Origin of the sequence: Citrobacter sp. 50677481, assembly GCF_001463265.1 — a bacterium.
Lineage (GTDB): Bacteria > Pseudomonadota > Gammaproteobacteria > Enterobacterales > Enterobacteriaceae > Citrobacter_A > Citrobacter_A sedlakii.
Window position 1 is genome coordinate 111,209 of record NZ_LNHZ01000070.1, and the last position, 24,592, is coordinate 135,800.

Consider the following 24,592-nt stretch of genomic DNA (forward strand, 5'->3'; position numbering starts at 1 on the left):
TCCCGGGGATTCACACTCTTGCCGCCTTGTTGCAACCCAAAATACTTAGAAGATAATTTTGCGTAGGCCGGGTAAGCGAAGCGCCACCCGGCATGAATTTCAAAAGGGGGCTGATTGCTCCCTTTTTTGTCTGGAGAATTGATTATGGCGAAAGAATTTGGTCGCCCGCAGCGCGTGGCGCAGGAAATGCAAAAAGAGATCGCAATTATCCTGCAACGCGAAATTAAAGATCCGCGCCTGGGCATGATGACGACCGTTTCCGGTGTCGAAATGTCCCGCGATCTGGCGTATGCCAAAGTGTACGTCACTTTCCTGAACGACAAAGATGAAGACGCAGTGAAAGCGGGCATCAAAGCGTTGCAGGAAGCCTCCGGTTTTATCCGCTCCCTGCTGGGTAAGGCAATGCGCCTGCGGATCGTGCCGGAACTGACCTTCTTCTACGACAACTCGCTGGTCGAAGGGATGCGCATGTCTAACCTGGTGACCAACGTGGTAAAACATGACGAAGAGCGTCGTGTGAACCCGGACGACAGCAAGGAGGACTAATGAGTCGTCCTCGTCGTCGTGGTCGCGACATTCACGGTGTCCTGCTGCTGGACAAGCCGCAGGGCATGTCCAGCAATGATGTCCTGCAGAAAGTAAAGCGCATTTATAACGCCAACCGCGCCGGACACACCGGTGCGCTGGATCCGCTGGCGACCGGTATGCTGCCGATTTGCCTCGGAGAAGCGACAAAGTTTTCGCAATATCTGCTGGATTCTGACAAGCGCTATCGTGTGATTGCCCGTCTCGGGCAGCGAACGGACACCTCCGATGCCGACGGGCAAATCGTGCAGGAGCGTCCGGTAACGTTTACCCCTGAGCAGCTTGCCGCCGCGCTGGATACCTTCCGTGGCGACATTGAACAGATCCCATCGATGTACTCGGCGCTCAAGTATCAGGGCAAAAAGCTCTACGAATACGCGCGTCAGGGGATAGAAGTACCGCGGGAAGCCCGACCGATAACGGTTTACGAACTGCTGTTTATTCGCCAGGAAGGCAATGAACTTGAGCTGGAAGTGCACTGCTCGAAAGGCACCTACATCCGCACCATCATCGACGATCTTGGCGAAGCGCTGGGCTGCGGGGCGCATGTCACCTATCTGCGCCGCCTGACGGTAAGCAACTATCCGGTTGATCGGTTGGTGACGCTGGAACAACTGCGTGAGCGAGTGGCGCAAGCCGAGCAGCAGGGCATTCCGGCGGCGCAGCTGCTGGATCCGCTGCTGATGCCAATGGACAGTCCGGCCTCGGACTACCCGATCGTTAATCTGCCGTTAACCTCCTCGGTTTACTTTAAAAATGGTAATCCGGTACGCACCGCGGGCGCGCCGCTGGACGGGCTGGTCCGCGTGACGGAAGGGGATGACGGTAAGTTTATTGGCATGGGCGAGATCGACGATGAAGGCCGCGTGGCGCCTCGTCGGTTAGTGGTGGAATACCCAGCCTGATGCGGGTTCGTCTTGCGATAAGCAGGCGCTACGAGTAGAATACTGGCGCTTAACGTCGCGTAAATTTTTTAACAGTTTACGCGATGTACACTGGGACTGCTGAATTAGAGATCGGCGTCCTTTCATTCTTAATACTTTGGAGTTTTAAAATGTCTCTAAGTACTGAAGCTACAGCTAAAATCGTTTCTGAGTTCGGTCGTGACGCAAACGACACCGGTTCTACCGATGTTCAGGTTGCTCTGTTGACTGCACAGATTAACCACCTGCAGGGTCACTTTGCAGAGCACAAAAAAGATCACCACAGCCGTCGTGGTCTGCTGCGCATGGTTTCTCAGCGTCGTAAACTGCTCGACTACCTGAAACGTAAAGATGTTGCACGCTACACCGCGCTGATCGAGCGTCTGGGTCTGCGTCGCTAATTCTTGCGAGTTTCAAAAAAGGGGGCCTTCATGGCCCCTTTTTTCAAGCAGATGGCAGCAATTCACGGGAAACTATTGTATTGTTGCTATGAATGATCTTCCGTTGCAGAGGTTCGCGCGGCTAATGAGAGGCTTTACCCAATATCATGCGGGTTAGGGTTGTCATTAGTCGCGAGGATGCGCAGAAGATCGGGTCTTAACGGCGACTCAGCATAGGGTCGCCAGAATCAGGAAAGGATATTATTTTGCTTAATCCGATCGTTCGTAAATTCCAGTACGGTCAACATACCGTTACGCTGGAAACTGGCATGATGGCGCGTCAGGCCACTGCCGCTGTTATGGTTAGCATGGATGACACTGCGGTATTCGTTACCGTTGTGGGCCAGAAAAAAGCCAAACCAGGTCAGGACTTCTTCCCGCTGACCGTTAACTATCAGGAGCGTACCTACGCTGCTGGTCGTATTCCGGGTAGCTTCTTCCGTCGTGAAGGCCGCCCGAGCGAAGGTGAAACCCTGATCGCGCGTCTGATTGACCGCCCGGTTCGCCCGCTGTTCCCGGAAGGCTTTGTCAACGAAGTCCAGGTTATCGCGACCGTGGTTTCCGTTAACCCGCAGGTTAACCCGGATATCGTTGCGATGATCGGCGCCTCTGCCGCGCTGTCCCTGTCCGGCATTCCGTTCAACGGCCCAATTGGCGCCGCGCGTGTAGGCTACATTAATGACCAGTACGTACTGAACCCGACGCAGGACGAACTGAAAGAGAGCAAGCTGGATCTGGTTGTTGCCGGTACTGAAGCGGCTGTGCTGATGGTTGAATCCGAAGCGGAACTGCTGAGCGAAGACCAGATGCTGGGCGCGGTGGTGTTCGGTCACGAACAGCAGCAGGTGGTTATCCAGGCGATCAACGATCTGGTGAAAGAAGCCGGTAAACCGCGCTGGGACTGGCAGCCGGAAGCCGTAAACGAAGCGCTGAACGCGCGCGTTGCTGCTCTGGCCGAGTCTCGTCTGAGCGACGCTTACCGCATCACCGACAAGCAGGAGCGTTACGCTCAGGTTGACGTGATCAAATCTGAAACCATCGATGCGTTGCTGGCGGAAGACGACACTCTGGACGCTAACGAGCTGGGTGAAATTCTGCACGCCATCGAGAAAAACGTTGTCCGTAGCCGCGTACTGGCAGGCGAACCGCGTATCGATGGTCGTGAAAAAGATATGATTCGTGGTCTGGACGTGCGTACTGGCGTACTGCCGCGTACTCACGGTTCCGCACTGTTCACCCGTGGTGAAACCCAGGCGCTGGTTACCGCGACGCTGGGGACTGCCCGCGACGCGCAGGTGCTTGACGAACTGATGGGCGAGCGCACCGACAGCTTCCTGTTCCACTACAACTTCCCTCCGTACTCCGTCGGCGAAACCGGCATGGTCGGTTCTCCGAAACGTCGTGAAATCGGCCACGGTCGTCTGGCGAAGCGCGGCGTGCTGGCGGTTATGCCGGACATGGATAAATTCCCGTACACCGTGCGTGTGGTATCGGAAATCACGGAGTCCAACGGTTCTTCCTCCATGGCTTCCGTGTGTGGCGCGTCTCTGGCGCTGATGGACGCAGGCGTGCCGATCAAAGCCGCCGTTGCGGGTATCGCGATGGGTCTGGTGAAAGAAGGCGACAACTTTGTTGTCCTGTCTGACATTCTGGGCGACGAAGATCACCTGGGCGATATGGACTTCAAAGTAGCGGGTTCCCGCGACGGTATCTCTGCGCTGCAGATGGATATCAAAATTGAAGGTATCACCAAAGAGATCATGCAGGTTGCGCTGAACCAGGCTAAGGGTGCGCGTCTGCACATCCTCGGCGTGATGGAACAGGCGATCAACGCGCCGCGCGGCGACATCTCTGAATTCGCTCCGCGTATCCACACCATCAAGATCAACCCGGACAAGATCAAAGACGTGATCGGTAAGGGCGGTTCTGTGATCCGTGCGCTGACCGAAGAGACCGGCACCACCATTGAAATCGAAGACGACGGTACAGTGAAGATCGCCGCGACTGACGGTGACAAAGCGAAACACGCGATTCGCCGCATCGAAGAGATCACCGCTGAAATCGAAGTGGGTCGTATCTACAATGGTAAAGTGACCCGTATCGTTGACTTTGGCGCGTTTGTTGCCATCGGCGGCGGTAAAGAAGGTCTGGTCCACATCTCTCAGATCGCTGATAAGCGCGTTGAGAAAGTGACCGATTACCTGCAGATGGGACAGGAAGTACCGGTTAAAGTTCTGGAAGTTGACCGCCAGGGCCGCGTACGTCTGAGCATCAAAGAAGCCACTGAGCAGTCCCAGCCAGCTGCTGCGCCGGAAGCGCCAGCCAGCGAACAGGGCGAGTAAGGTTGTTTTTGCCCTCCGCTTTGCGGAGGGCGTTTAACCTGGCAGGACGCCTTGTTGAGCCGCCGGTGGACAGGACGTTCAGTTAATCGTTGTCTTCGGGAGTGGGAAATGAAGCCTTTTTTGCGCTGGTGTTTCGTAGCGACAGCACTCACGCTGGCAGGATGCAGTAACTCCGCCTGGCGTAAGAGTGAAGTCCTCGCAGTACCATTGCAACCGACTTTGCAGCAGGAAGTGATTCTGGCACGCATGGAACAAATCCTTGCCAGTCGGGCTTTAACCGATGACGAACGCGCGCAGCTTTTATATGAGCGCGGAGTGTTGTATGATAGTCTCGGTCTGAGGGCATTAGCGCGAAATGATTTTTCACAAGCGCTGGCAATCCGACCGGATATGCCTGAAGTATTCAATTACTTAGGTATATATTTAACGCAGGCAGGCAATTTTGATGCTGCCTATGAAGCGTTTGATTCTGTACTTGAGCTTGATCCAACTTACAACTACGCGCACTTAAATCGCGGTATCGCATTGTATTACGGCGGTCGCGACAAGTTAGCGCAAGATGATCTGCTGGCGTTTTATCAAGACGATCCCAATGATCCTTTCCGCAGCCTGTGGCTTTATCTCGCTGAGCAGAAGCTCGATGAGAAGCAGGCGAAAGAAGCGTTAAAACAGCGCTTCGAGAAATCGGATAAAGAACAATGGGGATGGAACATTGTCGAGTTCTACCTGGGCGACATTAGCGAATCCACGCTAATGGAAAAGCTTAAGGCAGACGCAACGGATAACACCTCGCTCGCTGAGCATCTCAGTGAAACCAACTTCTATTTAGGTAAGTACTACCTAAGTCTGGGGGATTTGGACAGCGCTACGGCTCTGTTCAAACTGGCGGTGGCTAACAACGTTCATAACTTTGTTGAGCACCGATATGCATTGTTGGAATTATCGCTCCTGGGCCAGGACCAAGATGACCTGGCAGAATCGGACCAGCAATAGCTGACGTACACATCAGCCCGTAATCTTATTGATTGCCATCACCTTCACGGGTGAGGGCGTTGTTGTTCGTTAATACACCTACTTTGAGCCGGTTCACACTTTTCAATGAAAATTGCAGATCAATTTCATGATGAGTTATGTAGACTGGCCGCCATTAATTTTGAGGCACACGTACTACATGGCTGAATTCGAAACCACTTTTGCAGATCTGGGCCTGAAGGCTCCTATCCTTGAAGCCCTTAACGATCTGGGTTACGAAAAACCATCTCCAATCCAGGCAGAGTGCATTCCGCATCTGCTGGGTGGTCGCGATGTTCTGGGTATGGCCCAGACCGGTAGCGGCAAAACCGCAGCGTTCTCTTTACCGCTGCTCAACAATCTTGATCCTGAGCTGAAGGCACCTCAGATTCTGGTGCTGGCACCGACCCGCGAACTGGCGGTTCAGGTTGCTGAAGCCATGACAGATTTCTCTAAACATATGCGCGGCGTAAACGTGGTAGCCCTGTACGGCGGCCAGCGTTATGACGTGCAGTTACGCGCCCTGCGTCAGGGGCCGCAGATCGTCGTCGGTACGCCGGGTCGTCTGCTTGATCACTTAAAACGCGGTACCCTTGACCTGTCTCGCCTGAGCGGTCTGGTACTGGACGAAGCCGATGAGATGCTGCGTATGGGCTTCATCGAGGACGTCGAAACTATCATGGCGCAGATCCCGGAAGGTCATCAGACCGCGCTGTTCTCTGCCACCATGCCGGAAGCGATTCGTCGCATTACCCGCCGCTTTATGAAAGAGCCGCAGGAAGTGCGCATTCAGTCCAGCGTGACAACCCGTCCTGACATCAGCCAGAGCTACTGGACCGTCTGGGGCATGCGTAAAAACGAAGCGCTGGTGCGTTTCCTGGAAGCAGAAGATTTTGATGCGGCGATTATCTTCGTTCGTACCAAAAACGCGACCCTGGAAGTGGCGGAAGCGCTGGAGCGTAACGGCTATAACAGCGCCGCGCTGAACGGTGACATGAACCAGGCGCTGCGTGAGCAGACGCTGGAACGCCTGAAAGATGGTCGTCTGGACATCCTGATCGCGACCGACGTTGCCGCCCGCGGCCTGGACGTTGAGCGTATCAGCCTGGTCGTCAACTACGACATCCCGATGGATTCCGAGTCTTACGTTCACCGTATCGGCCGTACGGGCCGCGCCGGTCGTGCGGGTCGCGCGCTGCTGTTCGTTGAGAACCGCGAGCGTCGTCTGCTGCGTAACATCGAACGCACCATGAAGCTGACCATTCCGGAAGTGGAACTGCCGAACGCAGAGCTGCTGGGCAAACGCCGTCTGGAAAAATTCGCCGCGAAAGTACAGCAACAGCTGGAAAGCAGCGACCTGGATCAGTACCGTGCGCTGCTGGCGAAAATCCAGCCGACCGAAGAAGGCGAAGAGCTGGATCTCGAAACGCTGGCCGCTGCGCTGCTGAAAATGGCGCAGGGTGAACGTACCCTGATCGTTCCGCCGGATGCGCCAATGCGTCCTAAGCGTGAGTTCCGCGACCGCGATGACCGTGGTCCGCGTGACCGCAACGATCGTGGTCCGCGTGGCGACCGAGAAGATCGTCCGCGTCGTGAACGTCGCGACGTAGGTGATATGCAGCTGTACCGCATTGAAGTGGGCCGTGATGATGGCGTGGAAGTGCGTCATATCGTGGGTGCGATTGCCAACGAAGGTGATATCAGCAGCCGTTACATTGGTAACATCAAGCTGTTCGCTTCTCACTCCACCATTGAACTGCCGAAAGGCATGCCGGGTGAAGTGCTGCAGCACTTTACGCGTACCCGCATCCTGAACAAGCCGATGAACATGCAGCTGCTGGGCGATGCACAGCCGCACACTGAACGTCGTGGCGGTGGTCGTGGCTTCGGTGGCGAACGCCGTGAAGGCGGTCGTGGCGAAGGTCGCGGTTTCGGCGGCGAGCGTCGCGAAGGCGGTCGCGGTGATGGACGTCGCTTCAGCGGCGAGCGTCGCGAAGGTCGTGCTCCACGTCGTGAAGAGGGTTCAAGCCGTCGCCGTTTTGGTGACGCGTAAATCCCGCGCTGACTAACGTAAAGTAAAAGATACAGGCCCCGATAAAATTATCGGGGCTTTTTTTATTCCCTTTGTACTATTGTACTGGTACAGTGCAGCGTATTAAAATTCAGTCGCAAAAGAATTCACTGGAGATCGGGCTGTATGGCAACACTAACCACCACCCAAACGTCACCGTCGCTGCTTGGCGGCGTGGTGATCATCGGCGGCACTATTATTGGCGCAGGGATGTTCTCTCTGCCGGTGGTTATGGCAGGTAGCTGGTTTTTCTGGTCCATGGCAGCGCTGGTCTTTACCTGGTTTTGCATGCTGCATTCCGGGCTGATGATCCTTGAAGCCAACCTGAACTACCGTATTGGCGCCAGCTTTGACACCATCACCAAAGACCTGCTGGGTAAAGGCTGGAACGTGGTCAACGGCATTTCGATAGCCTTTGTGCTTTATATTCTGACCTATGCCTACATTTCGGCGAGCGGCTCGATTCTGCATCACACCTTCGCTGAAATGTCGCTGAATGTGCCAGCTCGGGCGGCAGGCTTCGGCTTTGCGCTGTTGGTGGCGTTTGTGGTGTGGATAAGTACAAAAGCAGTAAGCCGGATGACGGCAATTGTACTGGGCGCGAAGGTGATCACCTTCTTCCTGACTTTCGGCAGCCTGCTTGGGCACGTCAACCCAACCACGCTGTTTAACGTCGCGGAAAGCAACGCCACCTATACGCCGTACCTGTTGATGACGCTGCCGTTTTGTCTGGCGTCATTTGGCTACCACGGCAACGTGCCGAGCCTGATGAAGTACTACGGCAAAGATCCGCGCACGATTGTGAAGTGTCTGGTCTACGGTACGCTGCTGGCGTTGGTGCTGTACAGCGTCTGGCTGCTGGGGACGATGGGCAATATTCCACGTCCGGAATTTATCGGCATTGCGCAGAAGGGCGGCAATATTGATGTGCTGGTGCAGGCGCTGAGCGGCGTACTGAACAGCCGCAGTCTGGATCTGCTGCTGGTAGTCTTCTCCAACTTCGCGGTGGCGAGTTCGTTCCTCGGCGTCACGCTTGGTCTGTTTGATTATCTTGCGGATCTGTTTGGCTTTGACGACTCAGCGATGGGGCGTTTCAAAACCGCGCTGTTGACCTTTGTTCCGCCGGTGGTGGGCGGCCTGCTGTGGCCGAACGGATTCCTGTACGCGATTGGCTACGCAGGTCTGGCGGCGACGATCTGGGCGGCGATTGTCCCGGCGCTGCTGGCGCGTAAATCACGTGAACGCTTCGGTAGCCCAACATTCCGCGTCTGGGGCGGCAAACCGATGATTGCGCTGATCCTGGTGTTCGGCGTGGGCAACGCGCTGGTGCATATCCTGTCGAGCTTTAATTTATTGCCGGTGTATCAATAGCGATAATGCCCGGCAGGCGTAGCGCCACCGGGCAAACCCCTGTTTACCCCACCAGTTCTTCTTTCACCTGCATGGCAAGATCGAAGGAGTGCAGACGCGCCTGATGATCGAAAATTTGGCCATTAACCATAATCTCATCGGCCTGCGTTTCCCGCAGAATGGATTCCAGACCGTGGCGGACTTTCGCTTTATCCCCCACCAGCGACATGCTCAGCGCCTGTTGTACGCCGTACTGTTCTGACGGCGACCAGAACTGATCCATATTCTGGATGGGCGGTGGAAGCTGGCCCGTTTCGCCACGGCGAAGTTTCACAAACGCCTGCTGCATTGAGGTAAACAGATATTCCGCATCACGGGTGCTGTCGGCGGCGATGATATTAATGCACACCATCGCGTACGGTTTTTCCAGTCGCGCGGAGGGTTTGAACTGAGTACGGTACAGATGTAGCGCCTGGAATAGCATATCCGGCGCGAAGTGCGAGGCGAACGCAAACGGCAGACCAAGCTGCGCCGCCAGCTGCGCGCTGTACAGGCTGGAACCCAACAGCCACACCGGGATCTGTTCGCCGTAGCCGGGCACCGGACGTACTTGCGGGTTGGGGTGGCAGGCGTCAAACCACTCCACCAGCTCCGCCACGTCGCGCGGGAAGTTATCGATATCGCCGCCCATATGACGACGCAGCGCGCGCATCGTGGGCTGATCGCTGCCCGGTGCGCGGCCGAGACCCAAATCAATGCGTCCCGGATACAGGGTGTTGAGCGTACCGAACTGCTCGGCAATCACCAGCGGTGAATGGTTGGGTAGCATCACGCCGCCGGACCCCAGATGCAACGTGGTGGTATTCGCCGCCAGGTAACCAATCAGCACCGAGGTTGCCGCACTGGCGATGCCGGTCATGTTGTGGTGTTCCGCCAGCCAGTAGCGATGATAGCCGCGCTTTTCCGCCAGACGTGCGAGGTCCAGCGAGTGTGAGAATGCCTCTTTGGCCGAGGCCCCTTCAGGGATCGGCGCCAGATCCAGCACCGAGAATGGAATGGTTTTGTCAGTCATAACGGCTCACTTTGTTCCGGTTAATCTTGTCATACTGCATTAAAGATTAGCGAATGTTGTTAACAAAGTGAGCTGTTTTATCAGGCTTCCAGCGTCAGCCCGGCGAGCCGCTTCCAGTAGCCGTTGCAATCGCTGTGCGCAGCGAGCGGCAGCGGCGACGCGCCGTTTTCGTTGGCGCGGAAGGCGTCCAGCATGGCGAACGTCCCGGTGTCGAGCGGCGACAAACGAACGATATCCACCAATCCCTGCATCGACGTCAGTTCGTTACCAAGGTTATAGACATAGCCGCTCATGGTCTGAATGCCATTTAGTACAAACACCTGCTGATTCTCCTGGGAGAGCACGTCGCGGCCATTCGGATACTTGATGCAGCAGGTTTCACACTCATCTTTCGGGCGGTCTTCCGAACGGGCGGTAAAGCAGCGAGCGGAATATGCCAGCGGCAGATGGCCGTAGCTCAGCACCTCGACTTCAAACTGGTTGCGAATGCCCAGTTCATCGCACTGTTCCAGCAGGTTAGCCAGCCAGTCGCGGGAAAGCTCTACCGGCATACACCAGCGTACCATTCCCTGTTTAAGCAGCAGACGCAGCGTTACCGCGTTATAGCAGTTCAGCGCATGTCCGGCGACAAACGGCAGCTTGCGCTCGGCGCACATGTTTACCACGCCGAGATCGCTCGCTTCCAGCAAAAACTCGCCGTTTTCCACGTAGCGTTTCAGTTCGTTCAGCTCAGACGAGGCCTGCACCAGCGCCAGCGTCGAAAGCACCACCTGCTTGCCGCTGCCGGCGAGCGATTTCGCCATCTCCAGCCAGTCGCCCACTTTAGTGGCGCGGCGTTTGCTGCACACCGCTTCACCCAGATAAATCACGTCAGCGCTGCTTTGCGCCGCCTGTTGATAAAAATCTTCCAGTGTTTCTTTCGGCCAGTAATAAAGCACCGGCCCCAGGGAATATTTCATTGCTTCTCTCACTGCCATTTCCGGTGATACGCGCCAAGCGTGGTCTGGGTGCCTTCGGACATCGCGCCGAGCGTCTCCATCCATGCGCTTTGCGGCGCAAAGTTTTGCGGGTCGGCCAGACAGCGGTCGATCGCCTGACGCCACACTTTCGCCACCTGGCTTACGTATGCCGGGCTGCGCTGGCGTCCTTCGATTTTCACCGACGCAATGTTCGCCGCCAGCAGTTCCGGCAGCAGTTCCAGCGTATTCAGGCTGGTGGGTTCTTCCAGCGCGTGATAGCGCTCGCCGCCGACGAGATAGCGGCCTTTACACAGTGTCGGATACCCGGCGTTTTCGCCGTCCTGGTAGCGGTCTATCAGCACATCGTTCAGGCGGGATTCCAGTCCCTGCCCGGTTTGCTGCCAGCGAACAAAACGGGCGGGGGAGCAGGCTCCTACCGTATTCGGCGATTCGCCGGTTAAATACGACGACAGGTAGCAGCGACCCTCCGCCATAATGCACAGGCTACCGAACGCAAAGACCTCGAGTGGTACTGGCGTGGCGCGGGCAAGTTGCTTCACCTGGTGAATGGACAGCACGCGGGGCAGCACCACACGTGCGACGTCGAAGTTGCGATGGTAGAAGTTCACCGCTTCTTCGTTGGTCGCTGATGCCTGAACGGAGACATGGCGCTCAATATGCGGATAACGTTCTGCGGCATACTCAAGCATGGCCAGGTCGGCGAGGATCAGCGCGTCGGCGCCCAGTTGCGCCGCCATATCGACAGCGCGCTGCCAGCGGGCATAGCCGTCCGGATGCGCAAAGGTGTTGATGGCGATATGCAGCTTGCGGCGATGTTGATGGACAAAACTCACCGCTTCCTGCAGTTTCTTCTCGGTAAAGTTAAGGCCGGCGAAGTGACGGGCATTGGTATCATCTTTCAGCCCGATATAGACGGCGTCAGCGCCGTTTTCGATGGCCGCCTTAAGCGCCGGGAGATTTCCGGCAGGGCAGAGCAGCTCCATAATTTATCCTGAAGGTAGCGCCGCCTGGGACGCATAATTGTTAACGAACTGGGATTTTAGTTAACCTTGCTGCGACAATTTTTGATTTAAGGCAGTTAAAGTCGTATTGATATCAGCAATAAAGAGGTACGGTTAACGCATACAATTGTTGATTTACGCCGCTATGTCGTTTATCTGATATGGCAAAATGGCAGGACTACGGAAACAGGGAGTAAAGCTCGTGTTAGATAAACTGCGTTCACGCTTAGTGCATTTTGGTCCGTCTCTGATGAGCGTGCCGGTTAAACTGACGCCCTTTGCGCTGAAGCGCCAGGTTCTGGAACAGGTCCTGAGCTGGCAGTTTCGCCAGGCGCTGGCAGACGGGGAGCTGGCGTTCCTCGATGGCCGTTGGTTAAGCATTACGGTTAGCGATATTGGCCTTCAATGGTATACCTCTGTTGAAAATGACAAGCTGATCGTCAGTCAGCACGCGCAGGCCGACGTCAGTTTTCGCGCCGAAGCCAGCGATCTGCTGATGATCGCCGCGCGTAAGCAGGATCCGGATACGCTCTTTTTCCAGCGTCGGCTGGTCATTGAAGGGGATACGGAGTTAGGGTTGTATGTGAAAAACCTGATGGACGCCATTGAGCTGGAGCAGATGCCAAAAGCCTTACGCGTGCTGCTGCTACAGGTGGCGGATTTTGTTGAGGCGGGACTGAAGCACTCGCCGGAAACCAAACAGACATCGGTAGGTGAACCATGCTGATTCGAGTAGAAATTCCAATTGACGCGCCGGGGATTGATGCCCTGTTGCGTCGTTCATTCGAAAGCGATGCGGAAGCAAAACTGGTTCACGATCTGCGTGAAGATGGTTTTCTGACGCTCGGTCTGGTCGCCACGGACGACGAAGGTCAGGTGGTGGGTTACGTCGCGTTTAGCCCGGTCGATGTACAGGGCGAAGACCTGCAATGGGTGGGGATGGCGCCGCTGGCGGTGGATGAACACTACCGTGGGCAAGGGCTGGCTCGTCAACTGGTCTACCAAGGACTCGATTCCCTCAACGAATTTGGCTATGCCGCCGTCGTCACGCTGGGCGATCCGGCACTGTATAGCCGTTTTGGTTTTGAACTGGCCGCCCATTACGATCTACACTGCCGCTGGCCGGGCACGGAGAGCGCGTTCCAGGTGCATCGTTTAGCTGAAGATGCGCTGAAGGGCGTGACGGGGCGGGTTGAGTATCACGAACACTTTAATCGCTTTTAAGCGCCGTGGTTTGCAGGTCGTTGAGTAACGCTGCAAAACCGTCGCCATTCGCCACCAGGCGCTCTTTTTGACGCTTGGTGAGCTGTTTAATGCGGTATTCCATGCGCAGCGCCAGCGAGCGATCGCCCACCTGCGCGGAAAACGCCAGCGTCAGCTCGCCCTTTCCCCGCAGCGCCTTCGCGCCTTTTCCACTCTGATGCTGTTGATAGCGGCGCGCCACATCGGTGGTGATACCGGTATACAGCGCATTATCCGCAGTACGGATCAAATAGAGAAACCAGGGTGTCATCGTGACCTTCTGCGTGTTACGTTTCTGGCTCCCAGTATAAAAGAGAACAGCAATGGAAACACTCACTGCGATTAGCCGCTGGCTGGCAAAACAACACGTTGTGACCTGGTGCGTCCAGCATGAAGGGGAACTCTGGTGCGCCAACGCGTTTTACCTTTATGATGCGCAGAAGGTGGTTTTTTACCTGCTGACAGAAGACAAAACCCGCCACGCGCAGATGTCGGGGCCGCGAGCGAAGGTCGCCGGGACGGTAAACGGTCAGCCCAAATCAGTAGCGCTTATTCGCGGTGTGCAATTTACAGGTGAAATTCGCCGGCTGGACGGTGATGAAAGCGACGCGGCGCGTAACGCCTATCATCGCCGCTTTCCGGTTGCCAGAATGCTGTCAGCGCCAGTCTGGGAGATCCGACTGGATGAACTCAAGTTCACCGACAACACGCTGGGCTTTGGCAAAAAACTTCACTGGTTAAGGCAGTCAGGCGCCGAGGATACGTAACGCCTCGCGGTTAAACGCCGGCAGATCGTCAGGGGTTCGGCTGGTGACCAGTTGGTCTTTATCCACCACCACTTCCTGATCGAAGAATTCCGCCCCGGCGTTCTTCACGTCAATCACAATGGGTTTAACGGCGGTGAGCTTGCGCCCGCGAATGACGTCCGCGCTGATCAGTAACTGTGGGCCGTGGCAAATGGCAAAAACCGGCTTTCCGGTGTTCACAAAGTCGCGTGTGAAGGTGACGAAGCGATCGTCGCCGCGCAGGTAATCCGGTGAATGGCCGCCGGGCAGCAGCAGGGCGTCAAAGTCGGCAGGGCTGACATCATCAATGGCTTTATCGATGGTGACGCTGGCGTCGCCTTTTTTCCCTTTTACCGTTTTCCCCGCCTGCTTCTCAATGGTGATGACCTCGTGTCCGGCCTGACGAAATTCTGCTGCAGGTGAAGTAAATTCGGAATCTTCAAACTCGTCAGTGATTAAAACGGCTATCTTCTTGCTCATGCTTCCTCCGCGGTGTTGGCATTGGATAAGGCAAATTTTCCATGATGAGGGATAATTACCTTGTGAATGAATAAGTCTGGTCGATGAGACTGAGAGTGCAAGTTGGACAATTCTGTAAAGGGGTGAGGATGAGTCAGGTATTGATTACAGGCGCGACGGGGCTGGTAGGCGGTCATCTGCTGCGAATGCTGCTTAATGAACCGAGAATCCATTCGATTGCCGCACCCACGCGTCGTCCGCTGGCTGACATGCCTGGCGTGTACAATCCTCACGATCCGCAACTGACCGATGCGCTGGCGCAGGTGACGGATCCGGTGGATATTGTTTTCTGCTGCCTGGGGACCACCCGGCGCGAGGCGGGAAGCAAAGAGGCGTTTGTCCATGCAGATTATACGCTGGTGGTGGATACCGCGCTTACCGGACGGCGGCTTGGCGCACAGCACATGCTGGTAGTCAGCTCAATGGGCGCTAATGCCCGCTCGCCCTTTTTCTACAATCGGGTAAAAGGGGAGATGGAAGAGGCGCTCATCGCCCAGGACTGGCCGCGGCTGACCATTGCACGCCCGTCGATGCTGCTGGGGGACCGGGCGAAACATCGAATGAACGAAACCCTTTTTGCGCCGCTGTTCCGGCTGCTTCCGGGTAACTGGAAGTCGATAGAGGCGAGGGATGTGGCGCGGGCGATGCTGGCAGAGGCGCTGGCGCCCGAAAAAGAGGGGGTAACAATTCTTAGTTCTGCGCAGTTGCGGGAAAAAGCGGCGCAATAGGCTTTCGCATTGTGCCGGAAGCCAACGCGTTGCGTCTTATCCGGCATTCGGCATCAGGCAAAAAAACGACATTTCCAAACATTTCCCAAAGGCGTAGTATTCACCGGCAAAATATTCTAACACTCCCTGGGGAATGCTATGACTGGTCAGTCTTCATCTCAGGCGGCAACGCCAATGCAATGGTGGAAACCCGCTCTTTTCTTTCTCGTTGTTATCGTCGGTCTCTGGTATGTGAAATGGCAACCGTATTACGGTAAAGCTTTTACTGCCGCCGAAACTCACAGTATCGGCCAATCCATTCTGGCGCAGGCGGATGCGAATCCGTGGCAGGCAGCCTGGGATTACGCCATGGTCTATTTCCTCGCCGTCTGGAAAGCGGCGGCGCTGGGCGTGATTCTCGGCTCATTAATCCAGGTGTTGATCCCGCGAGACTGGCTGCTGCGCACGCTGGGGCAATCGCGCTTTCGCGGTACGCTGTTTGGCACGCTGTTTTCTTTGCCCGGAATGATGTGTACCTGCTGCGCCGCGCCAGTGGCGGCAGGAATGCGCCGTCAGCAAGTGTCAATGGGCGGCGCGCTGGCCTTCTGGCTGGGAAACCCACTGCTTAACCCGGCGACGTTGGTCTTTATGGGCTTTGTGCTTGGCTGGCATTTCGCGGCGATTCGCCTGGTTGCCGGGCTGGCAATGGTGCTGGTGGTGGCGACGCTGGTACAAAAATGGGTGAAAGAGCCTGCGCAAACCGATCTGCCGATCGAGATCGCCGCGCCGCAAGCGCAGGGTGGGTTCTTTGCGCGTTGGGGTAAAGCGCTGTGGACGCTGTTCTGGAACACTATTCCGGTCTATATTCTGGCGGTGCTGGTTCTCGGCGCGGCGCGCGTCTGGTTGTTTCCGCACGCCGATGGCGCCATTGATAACAGCCTGATGTGGATCATCGCGTTGGCGGTAGCCGGATGCCTGTTCGTGATCCCGACGGCGGCGGAAATTCCGATTGTGCAAACGATGATGCTGGCCGGTATGGGCACCGCGCCCGCGCTGGCGCTGTTGATGACGCTTCCGGCGGTGAGCTTGCCGTCGCTGATCATGCTACGCAAAGCATTCCCGGCAAAAGCGCTGTGGCTGACGGGGGGGCTGGTGGCGATATCGGGGGTGATTGTCGGCTGTCTTGCGCGAGTGTGACGTGGGATTGCTACCCTGCCTACGTGAGCCATCACGTAGGCAGGTTGATGTGTTATTTAATAAAGGTAAACGCGGTGGTGACACGCTTCACGCCGCTCACCCGGCTGGCGATGTCGGCTGCGGCTTTGGCTTCACGTTCAGTCACCAGACCCAGCAGGAACACTTCGCCGTTTTCGGTGGTCACTTTCACGTTAGAGGATTTCACCTGGTCGCTGGTGAGTAACTGAGAGCGTACTTTGGTGGTGATCCAGGTGTCGTTGGAGGCGGTTCCGAGGCCAATTGGCTGGCCCTGACGGATCTCGTTAAAGACTTCGGTTGTGCCTTCCACGCCCATTGCGATCTGTTTGGCGCGCGATGACAGTTCGCTGTTAGGCGACTGACCCACCAGCAGCACCTTGCCCTGATAAGCCGTCACGTTAATCCGCGCTTCTTTCTTAATTTGTTCGTCTTTCGACAGCGCGCTGTTCACGCGCAGTTCCAGGGTTCCATCATCCACCTGGGTGCCGACGCTACGCGGGTCGGTTGCTGCTTTGGTTCCCACCGCGGCGGTACCGACTACGGCGGCAGCGACACAGCCTTGCAACAGCAGCGCAGAAATAAGGACTGCGATTGGCGATAAAGCCTTCATGTAAACTCCTTAATCATCCTGGTGAGGGAAAAGCGTGTTATCGATCAGATCGCACAAACAATTTACCGTCAGCATATGCATCTCCTGAATGCGCGCGCTATGGTGAGACGGTATGCGGATTTCAACGTCCTGCGGCCCTAACAGCCCGGCCAGCTCTCCTCCGTCATACCCGGTCAGCGCCACAATCGTCATATCACGCGTGACGGCGGCTTCTACGGCTTTTACGATATCGCGACTGTTGCCGCGCGTCGAAATAGCCAATAAAACATCGCCCGCATGTCCCAGCGCCCGGACCTGTTTTGCATAGATTTCATCATGCAGGCGATCGTTGGCAATCGCAGTTAAGACCACGTTATCGGTATTTAGTGCGATAGCGGGTAAACTGGGACGCTCTGTCTCAAAACGGTTGATCATGCTGGCAGCAAAATGCTGTGCATTGGCAGCGGATGTCCCATTACCACAACAGAGGATTTTGTTGCCATTCAGCAGCGAGTGTACCAGCGTCATGGCGGCGCGGGAGATCGCATCCGGGAGCGCTTCAGCCGCAGCTATCTGAGTTTGAATGCTTTCTGTAAAGCAGACTTTAATTCTGTCTAACACGCGAATCCTTAAGTCCCTGCTATAAGGCTATTTTATTTGCCATTTGTCCCTGGCAAGCGCTTACCCTCCGCACGTACGCTCCGGGTGTTCCGCGCTGTCCGCCCGGACTGGCGGCAACAATGACGCCTTATAAGCAGGAACTGGTTTAAGTATCATGAGCAGTCGTTAAAGGCATCCCTTAACCACTCAACATCATTTCCGGTGAAGGCTAACACATCGAACCGGCAATCCACAGTATCAAAACTCCCATTGTGGCGCGCGAGCCACAAGCGGGCAGTGTGTAATAATTTGCGTTGTTTGCTCCGGGTCACACTGGCCGCCGCGCCGCCGAAGGCTGCTGAGCGGCGGTAGCGGACCTCAACAAAGACGGTCGTTTTACCTTCACGCATAATCAGATCAATTTCGCCGCCACGTTCGTTGACGTTGGCGGCGATAAACTGCAGTCCCTTGCGCTCGAGCCAGCGTCGCGCGGTGACTTCCCACGCGCCGCCGGTCTGTTTGCTCGTTAACTGGCCGGGACGATCTGCCCTTGCTGGTATTTGAGCCATGATAACTTCCTGTTAATCACACAGTCCTGATTAGCGGTCAGCGCGCCGGTGTTGCCGTTGATTTCAAAGCCCTGAACCTGACGCATCTGCGAGAAATGGTTCGCCAGCGTCCAGGCGTCAACGCCCATCGCGTACATGCGCGCCAGAGAGTAGTCGTTGCGTACCGCGCCGAGCGCCTGTTGCATCAGCGACGGATTGCCGCCAGCGAGCATTGGGATTTCGCTGTACTGTAAGCCTTCCATTTCCAGACGGAAGTCCGGTCCGGCATTTCCCTGTGCGCTACGGGAGCTGGCGTAAAGCGTTGCGCCGCTCTGGCTGCCGTTGCGCATGGCGATCATCGGCTTAATAAACGCGATCTCGTTCGGCGTCGCCAGTATATAGACCGCGTCGACACGACCGCCGCTACCGGTAATTTGGGCCTCGGTTGGCGGCGCCGGAATGGTCAGATCGCCAATGGTCACCCCAGGCTGCGATCGCGCGCTGGCGGCAACCGGGCTACCGGTTAACGCGATGCCGGCGCCGCCGTTGACGCCCATCCGTAGCTCTGCGGTAGAACCGAATTTTTGCTGTAGCACGGTACCGCCGCCCAGCTTCAGCCATTCTTCAGCAAAAGCGTTGGCCACGCGATCGCCCAGCGCGCTGCGTGGGATCAGCAGCAGCGGCGACTGTTTACCCTCGTCACGAATGTGACGGGCGGCGTCGCGCGCTTCATCTTCCGGCGAGAGGGCGAAATAGCAGATATTGACGCGGTTCTGCACCGCTTCCGGCTGGTTTAGCGCCAGCACGTTCAACGGGGTATTGCTCTTGATCAGCTCATCGACATTGCTTTTCAGCAGCGGGCCTACCACGATGCTCGCGCCATCCTGCTGAACCTGATTCAGGATCTGCGTCAGCGGCTGTGAGCTGGTGTCATAAATTTTGAGTTCCGCGGAGGGATTCGCCGCCGCGCTTGCCGTTACAGGCTGCGCAGGCGCTGTTTGCGGGGCGCTGGTCGGCGTGGGTTGCTGTGCTGGCTGCTCGTTGGTCAGATCGTTCACCGACGCCTGAGACGGGCTGGCGACGCCATCGGTTACCTGCGGCTGTTGTTCGGCTGGCGCAGGCGCCTCTACCGGCGCGGGCTGGGCGGCTGGCTGCGCGTCTACGGGCTGCGTGCCCTGGTTTTTCGCCGCTTCAAACCCTTGCTGGATGGTGCGGCCAAAAACGGCGGCCTGACCGTTCAGCGGCAGCAGCAGGGCGATTTTACTGGTGGACGCTGGCTTAAAGCTCTGCACATTCACCAATTGCGTCGGCAGCATTTTCGCTCCCGGGTTCTGTGGATAGCGTTTTTGCCAGTCTGTAATGCCCGCTTTCATCATGTCCGGATCGCTGCGGTTATCAAACCAGACCCGCTGCAGATCCAGCCAACCCTGCAGTACGTTTTCATCCGCATTGATAACCAACGCTTTCGCCTGATCCTGACTCATGGAAGTCAGGGCCTGCCAGGTGGCATCGATGTTCGCCTGTTTTTCTTTTGCGCCGAGCAGTGGTTCCTGGGCGATCAGCGCACGCAGGAGCGTCAGGGAAGGCTGTCCCTGTTCCGCGGCGATGCCGATTTGCCAGAAACGCAATTGTTGATTTTTATCCAGCGCGGAAAGATCGATCTCGCCTAACTGTTTTTTCGCGCCGGCAACGTCCTGCTGCACGACCTTCACTTCTGCCCCCAGCAGCGCCTGCTCACGGCGCTGGGCGTCGTTCAGGTTCTGCGGCAGTTGGTTAAACAGTTCGATAGCCTGCTGGTTTTTGCCCTCTTTCAGCAGGGCACGAATGGCGAGTAATTGCCAGTTGGTCTTGCTATCATCTGCGCTCTGCTGCATTTGCTGTAAATAAAAGCCAGAGTCAGCTTGCGCGCTGCCCTGCATGTGCGCAGTGCTTTGATCGGGCGCCTGGGTGCCACAGCCGGCGAAAATCAGTGCTGCCAGAATGACGGGCAGACAGCGCGCGGCTTTTAAACGAGAAAATGTTAAGGGTACCATACTGTATCCAGTGATATTTTTTATACGCAATGCTCAATATTAAATCGGCAATACGGACGACACAATGAAACAACACGAATCGGCGGATAAATCTCCCGGCCAACTCTTTATTGTACCTACTCCCATCGGGAATTTGTCCGATATTACCCAACGTGCGCTCGAAGTTTTGCAAGCCGTTGATTTAATTGCCGCTGAAGACACACGTCATACCGGTTTGCTGTTGCAGCATTTCGCGATTACCGCCCGCCTGTTCGCCCTGCACGACCATAACGAGCAACAAAAAGCCGATACGCTGGTGGCAAAGCTGAAAGAAGGGCAGAACATTGCGCTGGTATCAGATGCCGGAACGCCGTTGATTAACGATCCGGGTTATCACCTGGTGCGCACCTGCCGGGAGCAGGGGATCCGCGTGGTGCCGCTACCGGGGCCCTGCGCGGCCATTGCGGCATTAAGCGCGGCGGGCTTGCCTTCTGATCGCTTCTGCTATGAAGGCTTTTTACCTGCAAAATCAAAGGGTCGGCGTGATGCACTCAAAGCCCTCGAAGCGGAACCGCGGACGCTAATTTTTTATGAATCGACTCACCGCCTGCTCGACAGTCTGGAAGATATGGTGGCGGTATGGGGAGGAGCCCGTTACGTCGTGCTGGCGCGAGAGCTGACCAAAACCTGGGAAACGATTCACGGCGCGCCGGTCGGCGAGCTGCTGGCGTGGGTGAAAGAGGACGAAAACCGCCGCAAGGGCGAGATGGTATTAATTGTCGAAGGGCATAAAGCGCAAGAAGACGAATTGCCCGCTGACGCCCTGCGCACGCTGGCGTTACTCCAGGCGGAGCTGCCGCTGAAGAAAGCCGCCGCGCTGGCGGCTGAAATTCACGGCGTGAAGAAAAACGCGTTGTATAAGTATGCGCTGGAGCAGCAGGACTAACGCTGCTACTTCACCACCACGGTAATGGTGGCGGTCCCCTTAAAACGCCCTCCGGCAAGCGTGCCCCCGGTGAGATTGACCGGGTAAGCCTGTAAATGCGCGGTCCCGCTGCCGGAACTGTCCATCAGAAGTGCGCCGGGGTTAAAAGGAATATCTATGTTTGTGGTGGTGATATCCACCAGGCGGATTCCCACATCCGGCTCGTTGTCAGACTCTCTGCGTCTTGCGACGAGCACATATTGGCTGGCCAAATCGCTGCCCTCGATATACATATACAGGCTGTTCTTTATTTCAGACATATCCCCGCAGTCATAGGTAATGTCGAAGTTAATGGGTGTGTAATGCTCAGGCATTTGGTCCTTAATTGTAAAATGTGCAGCACTGATTGTTCCAAGATTCACCTGGATGACGTCTCCTTGATTAATCTTACAGTGTTGTGGAACCGTAATTCGCCCCTGGATATGCAGCTCAGCAATATTATTGAAGGTTTTTGGATAGGTCGACGAGCTGCTCCATGCCGCCTGGATGTAGGCGACAAGGGTGTCAGGAATAATCATTTCGCCTAAAAACGGTTTGCGGACATACAGCGTAAATGTGGTATCCATACCAATTGAAATCGCTGACGATCTTTGCTCGGCAGGATCGTCATTACAGACGCTGTTACTGGTTTTTGTACTGTAAGAACCGCTGGTATCCTTGATGGGCGAACCAATTTTCGTGGGAACAAGTACGGTACCTGCGTTGGGAATATCGTTAATCTCGGTTTTAATGTCCAGACTGTCGTTTAAACGATAAAAACCACTTAAATGTCCGGTGGTGGTGATTGCGCTGACGGTAGAATAATAAAGGTTTACCTTGGTGTTAGCACTGCAGTCGCATCCTAATTGATAGGCATTGCCCCTGGCTGCCGAAGGGATCTGCCAGACTGAAGCTGTCACATTCTGTTCTTTTGTCCAGTCGGTTGCGATATCTGTCATAAAATTTCCATTCGCTTCGCAAATACCTGTCGCTGACTGAGCCGGTGAGACAGAAGCCAGGGCGATAAGCGCGGTAATCACAGATAAAATATAAATTCTCATCGAATACACCCTTAACGACATACCGTTGTGTCTTTTAGAACAGATGATGCGCTCTGCCGGTTATCTGACAGGCTATAAGTAAACTGACATTGCTGGCTGGCTTCTTTACCCCAGCGAATCGTCCAGGTTTGCGGCAACTCGTTAACCCCAGTGAGATAAAGCACGCCGCCCTCGTCCACGATGCTTTGCGTTCCCGCACTCTGGTTATTCGCCATAGCACCGAAAGGTAAAGGGGTATTCTGCGCATCGGTCACGGTGAGTAAAACTCTGCGCCCCGTCTGCGCACTAAAATAGGCACTCACGGCAGCGCCCTGACCTGGCACGACGATTTTTGCTGTTTCCGTTACGTCAACGTCATCCGGCATGGTGGTCGTGTCCAGCGTAATTCGGTTTTCCTGATACGGCGTGAGAAAAGGGATAACGGCATTGCCAAAATAGTCGGTTGCGATTCCCGGGTAGTTCTTAATCCGTATATTGGCGGCGCCATTGGCGTCAATAAGCGCAAAGGCATTACCAAGCGGCTGGGACAGCGTTACGCCATGAGAATGCGCAACGACGCCGCCAGAAAGGCCATAGCTGAGCTGGCGATTATCTGGACTGTAGTCGTAGCTACTGCTGACGGTACCGTATGCGGAGCGGTAATTTGCGGAAAAACTGCTACTGGTGTTGTCGTTATCTTCGCTTTGCCGTTGCTTAAGGCTATAGCTCAGACGATAGTCATCCAACAGCGAACCATTAATTCCTACCTCATGCTGCGTCGCTTTATTTTTATCTTCCGTAACACGCCATGTCGCCTGCGCATGGGGAAGCCATCGATCCAGCGGTACGCTAATACTGAGCGAAACGGAGCGCTCGCTCTCGCGGTCCGTTGAATCGGTGAATTGTCCGTTAAGGTTATAGCTGACGCCGTAGAGGCTGCCATTCAGTCCTGCGGAGAAGTTGTTATCTTTTTGGCTGTCGTTCCAGTAGGTACGTTGAGAACCGGAAACATAAAAATTGATGCTGTTGAGTAGCGTCTGGCTGATGCTGAATTGTGCTTCACTTTTTTGACGGTAACTATTGTTTATATTCTTTGCATTGGCATCAGAAAACGTAAAATAGCCATTGCTGGTATAGCGATAATATCCCAGCGATAAATTCGTGCCAGTTTCTGGCAAATCTTTAATATATTGGGTACGCCAGGTATAGCCTTCAAAGGTATTGCCATCGTCAAATTGCGTCTCTGCCCTGCCAATATCCACTGAAACGGCGCCGAATTCTCCCAGAGTGCCGCCAACGCCGACGGTTTGCGACCGATAATTTTCAGCGGTTAGCATTCCGCCATACACCGTCAGGGCGTTGCTCAGACCATAGATGCCGGTACTTTCAATAAATTGGGGTTCTTTACTCTCTGCTGATTGGGCGGCGCGAAAGCGACCCGCAGTAAGGCTGTATTTCAGATGCCCCAGCCTTTGCATAACGGGAAGCGACGAGAAAGGTTGAATGAAATGGCGAACTGTCCCGTCGGCTTCTTCGATACTGACGTCCAAATCGCCCCCGAAGGAGGAGGGATAGAGATCGTTAATCTCAAATGCGCCCGCAGGGACGTTGCTTTGGTAAATCGTATAACCGTTCTGGCGAACCGTGACGATAGCGCTGGAATTGGCGATGCCACGAATGGTTGGCGCAAAGCCTTTTTGACTGTTTGGCAGCATGTTGTCGTCGGAGTAAAGGCGAGCGCCGGTAAACTGGTAGCCCGGAAAAATGGCGCCGTCTGTTGAGCTTTCGCCAATCACCAACTGTGACCTGAGGGACTTTATGTCCCGTTGCAACCAGCTGTTGATGCTGTCCCAACGAGCGTCATCCTCATTGTGCGTCCAGGTGGAGTAGTTACGTAATCGCCACTCGCCGAAGTTCGCGCCACTTTGCAGGTTCATGTACTGGCGTTCACTTTGTTCGTTATTGTCGTAGCGGCTTCTGGAACCGGTGAAACTGTAGTTGGTGAAAACGACCGGAACACCGTTATCCCAGCGCGAAGGATCGACATAGCCTCTGGCATCGCGATAAAGGGCAATTTGCGGAACGCTTAATTTGAGTTTGCTGTGGTTAAAATCAAATATCGCAACGCTACCGGGAACGGCTTTAGCGAGATCGGGAATGCGCGTACCGTCATTAGCATTGGCAAATACCGGATTCTCATCGACTTTAAAGCCTAATTCGCGTAGTTGCCCTACTGTAAATTGTGGTTGAAGCTGGTGATTATTTGCGATGACAAAAGGCAGCGTTCGTTGCATCATCTTTTTATTATTGATGTAAATATCGACAGAATATTCACCAGGTTGCTGTGCATTCTTATGAGAAAAAAGTGACAGATCGACGGGGCGTTGACCACTTTTGGCGGTTTCCAGTAGAGCGGGGTCGAAAAAATAGTCATCGGCAAAAACAGTACCTGAAACCAGGTAACCGCTGGTGATGGTAAACGGCAAAAGGTACCTGATGCAGTGGCGCAAATATTTCTTTGCGTACAGTACATCGATTTTCTCCGTTAAATCCTTTTTCCGCTTATAGCTCATATTTCCCTTATCACTGAAGCGTT

25 protein-coding genes are annotated in these 24,592 nt (G+C 55.3%); 14 read left to right on the forward strand and 11 right to left on the reverse strand.

All coding sequences use genetic code 11. The features are described from left to right. Nucleotides 1-144 precede the first annotated feature (144 nt). The 8 genes from rbfA to mtr all read left to right on the forward strand — a co-directional run bounded on the left by rbfA (nt 145) and on the right by mtr (nt 8,743). Nucleotides 145-546, forward strand: coding sequence for a 30S ribosome-binding factor RbfA (rbfA, locus tag APU02_RS20445; protein ID WP_001040201.1), 402 nt, complete (start codon nt 145-147; stop codon nt 544-546). Beyond that, on the forward strand, nt 546-1,490 hold the full coding sequence (gene truB, locus APU02_RS20450) for a tRNA pseudouridine(55) synthase TruB (protein ID WP_060571065.1): 945 nt from the start codon (nt 546-548) through the stop codon (nt 1,488-1,490). The genes rbfA and truB overlap by 1 nt, the downstream gene beginning before the upstream one ends. Before the next feature lie 149 nt (nt 1,491-1,639). Next, nucleotides 1,640-1,909, forward strand: coding sequence for a 30S ribosomal protein S15 (gene rpsO, locus APU02_RS20455; protein ID WP_000059465.1), 270 nt, complete (start codon nt 1,640-1,642; stop codon nt 1,907-1,909). 245 nt (nt 1,910-2,154) lie between these two features. Beyond that, the gene (gene pnp / locus APU02_RS20460) at nt 2,155-4,290 is read left to right on the forward strand and encodes a polyribonucleotide nucleotidyltransferase (protein ID WP_042291830.1); all 2,136 of its coding nucleotides are present in this window, start codon (nt 2,155-2,157) and stop codon (nt 4,288-4,290) included. Nucleotides 4,291-4,398: 108 nt separating this feature from the next. Beyond that, nucleotides 4,399-5,283 carry a lipoprotein NlpI gene (gene nlpI, locus APU02_RS20465; RefSeq protein WP_042291827.1) on the forward strand — a complete coding sequence of 295 codons (885 nt, stop codon included), beginning with the start codon at nt 4,399-4,401 and terminating at the stop codon, nt 5,281-5,283. A 105-nt stretch (nt 5,284-5,388) separates the two neighbouring features. Further along, complete coding sequence (gene yrbN / locus APU02_RS26510; protein ID WP_010723222.1) at nt 5,389-5,469, forward strand: protein YrbN; 81 nt, start codon at nt 5,389-5,391, stop codon at nt 5,467-5,469. Beyond that, complete coding sequence (gene deaD / locus APU02_RS20470; RefSeq protein WP_042291824.1) at nt 5,462-7,354, forward strand: ATP-dependent RNA helicase DeaD; 1,893 nt, start codon at nt 5,462-5,464, stop codon at nt 7,352-7,354. Before yrbN ends, deaD begins: the two co-directional genes overlap by 8 nt. Before the next feature lie 144 nt (nt 7,355-7,498). Beyond that, a complete protein-coding gene (gene mtr, locus APU02_RS20475; RefSeq protein WP_060571066.1) occupies nt 7,499-8,743 on the forward strand; it encodes a tryptophan permease in 1,245 nt (414 codons plus the stop codon). Between the two features lie 43 nt (nt 8,744-8,786). Here mtr and APU02_RS20480 read toward each other — a convergent pair whose 3' ends face one another. The 3 genes from APU02_RS20480 to APU02_RS20490 all read right to left on the reverse strand — a co-directional run bounded on the left by APU02_RS20480 (nt 8,787) and on the right by APU02_RS20490 (nt 11,757). Continuing rightward, the gene (locus APU02_RS20480; RefSeq protein ID WP_060571067.1) at nt 8,787-9,794 is read right to left on the reverse strand and encodes an LLM class flavin-dependent oxidoreductase; all 1,008 of its coding nucleotides are present in this window, start codon (nt 9,792-9,794) and stop codon (nt 8,787-8,789) included. Between the two features lie 80 nt (nt 9,795-9,874). Then, nucleotides 9,875-10,771 (reverse strand): U32 family peptidase, encoded by an 897-nt coding sequence (locus APU02_RS20485; protein WP_192841989.1) that lies wholly within the window; start codon nt 10,769-10,771, stop codon nt 9,875-9,877. Continuing rightward, on the reverse strand, nt 10,762-11,757 hold the full coding sequence (locus APU02_RS20490) for a peptidase U32 family protein (RefSeq protein ID WP_060571069.1): 996 nt from the start codon (nt 11,755-11,757) through the stop codon (nt 10,762-10,764). Before APU02_RS20490 ends, APU02_RS20485 begins: the two co-directional genes overlap by 10 nt. A gap of 220 nt (nt 11,758-11,977) precedes the next feature. Between APU02_RS20490 and APU02_RS20495 the strand changes: the two genes are divergently transcribed. Continuing rightward, nucleotides 11,978-12,502 (forward strand): SCP2 domain-containing protein, encoded by a 525-nt coding sequence (locus APU02_RS20495; protein ID WP_060571070.1) that lies wholly within the window; start codon nt 11,978-11,980, stop codon nt 12,500-12,502. Continuing rightward, on the forward strand, nt 12,496-12,999 hold the full coding sequence (locus APU02_RS20500) for an N-acetyltransferase (protein WP_060571071.1): 504 nt from the start codon (nt 12,496-12,498) through the stop codon (nt 12,997-12,999). Before APU02_RS20495 ends, APU02_RS20500 begins: the two co-directional genes overlap by 7 nt. Here APU02_RS20500 and APU02_RS20505 read toward each other — a convergent pair. Next, the gene (locus APU02_RS20505; protein WP_042291807.1) at nt 12,986-13,288 is read right to left on the reverse strand and encodes a GIY-YIG nuclease family protein; all 303 of its coding nucleotides are present in this window, start codon (nt 13,286-13,288) and stop codon (nt 12,986-12,988) included. The genes APU02_RS20500 and APU02_RS20505 overlap by 14 nt on opposite strands. A gap of 52 nt (nt 13,289-13,340) precedes the next feature. Between APU02_RS20505 and APU02_RS20510 the strand changes: the two genes are divergently transcribed. Beyond that, on the forward strand, nt 13,341-13,784 hold the full coding sequence (locus APU02_RS20510) for a YhbP family protein (protein WP_042291805.1): 444 nt from the start codon (nt 13,341-13,343) through the stop codon (nt 13,782-13,784). Here APU02_RS20510 and APU02_RS20515 read toward each other — a convergent pair. Further along, complete coding sequence (locus tag APU02_RS20515) at nt 13,764-14,282, reverse strand: type 1 glutamine amidotransferase domain-containing protein (RefSeq protein ID WP_042291802.1); 519 nt, start codon at nt 14,280-14,282, stop codon at nt 13,764-13,766. The two genes, APU02_RS20510 and APU02_RS20515, sit on opposite strands and share 21 nt — an antisense overlap. A 128-nt stretch (nt 14,283-14,410) precedes the next feature. On the opposite strand from APU02_RS20515, the gene APU02_RS20520 reads away from it, so the two are divergent. After that, nucleotides 14,411-15,049, forward strand: coding sequence for an NAD(P)H-binding protein (locus APU02_RS20520; protein WP_060571072.1), 639 nt, complete (start codon nt 14,411-14,413; stop codon nt 15,047-15,049). A gap of 138 nt (nt 15,050-15,187) precedes the next feature. Further along, nucleotides 15,188-16,225 (forward strand): permease, encoded by a 1,038-nt coding sequence (locus APU02_RS20525; protein ID WP_060571073.1) that lies wholly within the window; start codon nt 15,188-15,190, stop codon nt 16,223-16,225. A gap of 52 nt (nt 16,226-16,277) precedes the next feature. On the opposite strand, the gene dolP is transcribed toward APU02_RS20525, so the two are convergent. From dolP to APU02_RS20545, 4 genes are all read right to left on the reverse strand, one after another. Continuing rightward, complete coding sequence (dolP, locus tag APU02_RS20530) at nt 16,278-16,853, reverse strand: division/outer membrane stress-associated lipid-binding lipoprotein (protein WP_042291799.1); 576 nt, start codon at nt 16,851-16,853, stop codon at nt 16,278-16,280. A gap of 9 nt (nt 16,854-16,862) precedes the next feature. Further along, on the reverse strand, nt 16,863-17,453 hold the full coding sequence (diaA, locus tag APU02_RS20535) for a DnaA initiator-associating protein DiaA (RefSeq protein WP_012135279.1): 591 nt from the start codon (nt 17,451-17,453) through the stop codon (nt 16,863-16,865). Between the two features lie 152 nt (nt 17,454-17,605). Beyond that, nucleotides 17,606-18,001, reverse strand: a complete 396-nt coding sequence (locus tag APU02_RS20540; protein WP_042291797.1) for a YraN family protein — start codon at nt 17,999-18,001, stop codon at nt 17,606-17,608. Further along, nucleotides 17,959-20,013: a penicillin-binding protein activator gene (locus APU02_RS20545; RefSeq protein WP_060571074.1), complete on the reverse strand. Its 2,055-nt coding sequence runs from the start codon at nt 20,011-20,013 to the stop codon at nt 17,959-17,961. The genes APU02_RS20540 and APU02_RS20545 overlap by 43 nt, the downstream gene beginning before the upstream one ends. Before the next feature lie 64 nt (nt 20,014-20,077). Here APU02_RS20545 and rsmI point away from each other — a divergent pair, with 64 nt between their 5' ends. Next, nucleotides 20,078-20,938 carry a 16S rRNA (cytidine(1402)-2'-O)-methyltransferase gene (gene rsmI / locus APU02_RS20550; RefSeq protein WP_060571075.1) on the forward strand — a complete coding sequence of 287 codons (861 nt, stop codon included), beginning with the start codon at nt 20,078-20,080 and terminating at the stop codon, nt 20,936-20,938. Between the two features lie 5 nt (nt 20,939-20,943). Here rsmI and APU02_RS20555 read toward each other — a convergent pair whose 3' ends face one another. Continuing rightward, entirely contained in the window at nt 20,944-22,017 is a 1,074-nt protein-coding gene (locus APU02_RS20555; RefSeq protein WP_233459267.1) for a fimbrial protein, read from the reverse strand. A gap of 11 nt (nt 22,018-22,028) precedes the next feature. After that, nucleotides 22,029-24,569, reverse strand: coding sequence for a fimbria/pilus outer membrane usher protein (locus APU02_RS20560; RefSeq protein ID WP_082636879.1), 2,541 nt, complete (start codon nt 24,567-24,569; stop codon nt 22,029-22,031). Nucleotides 24,570-24,592 lie beyond the last annotated feature (23 nt).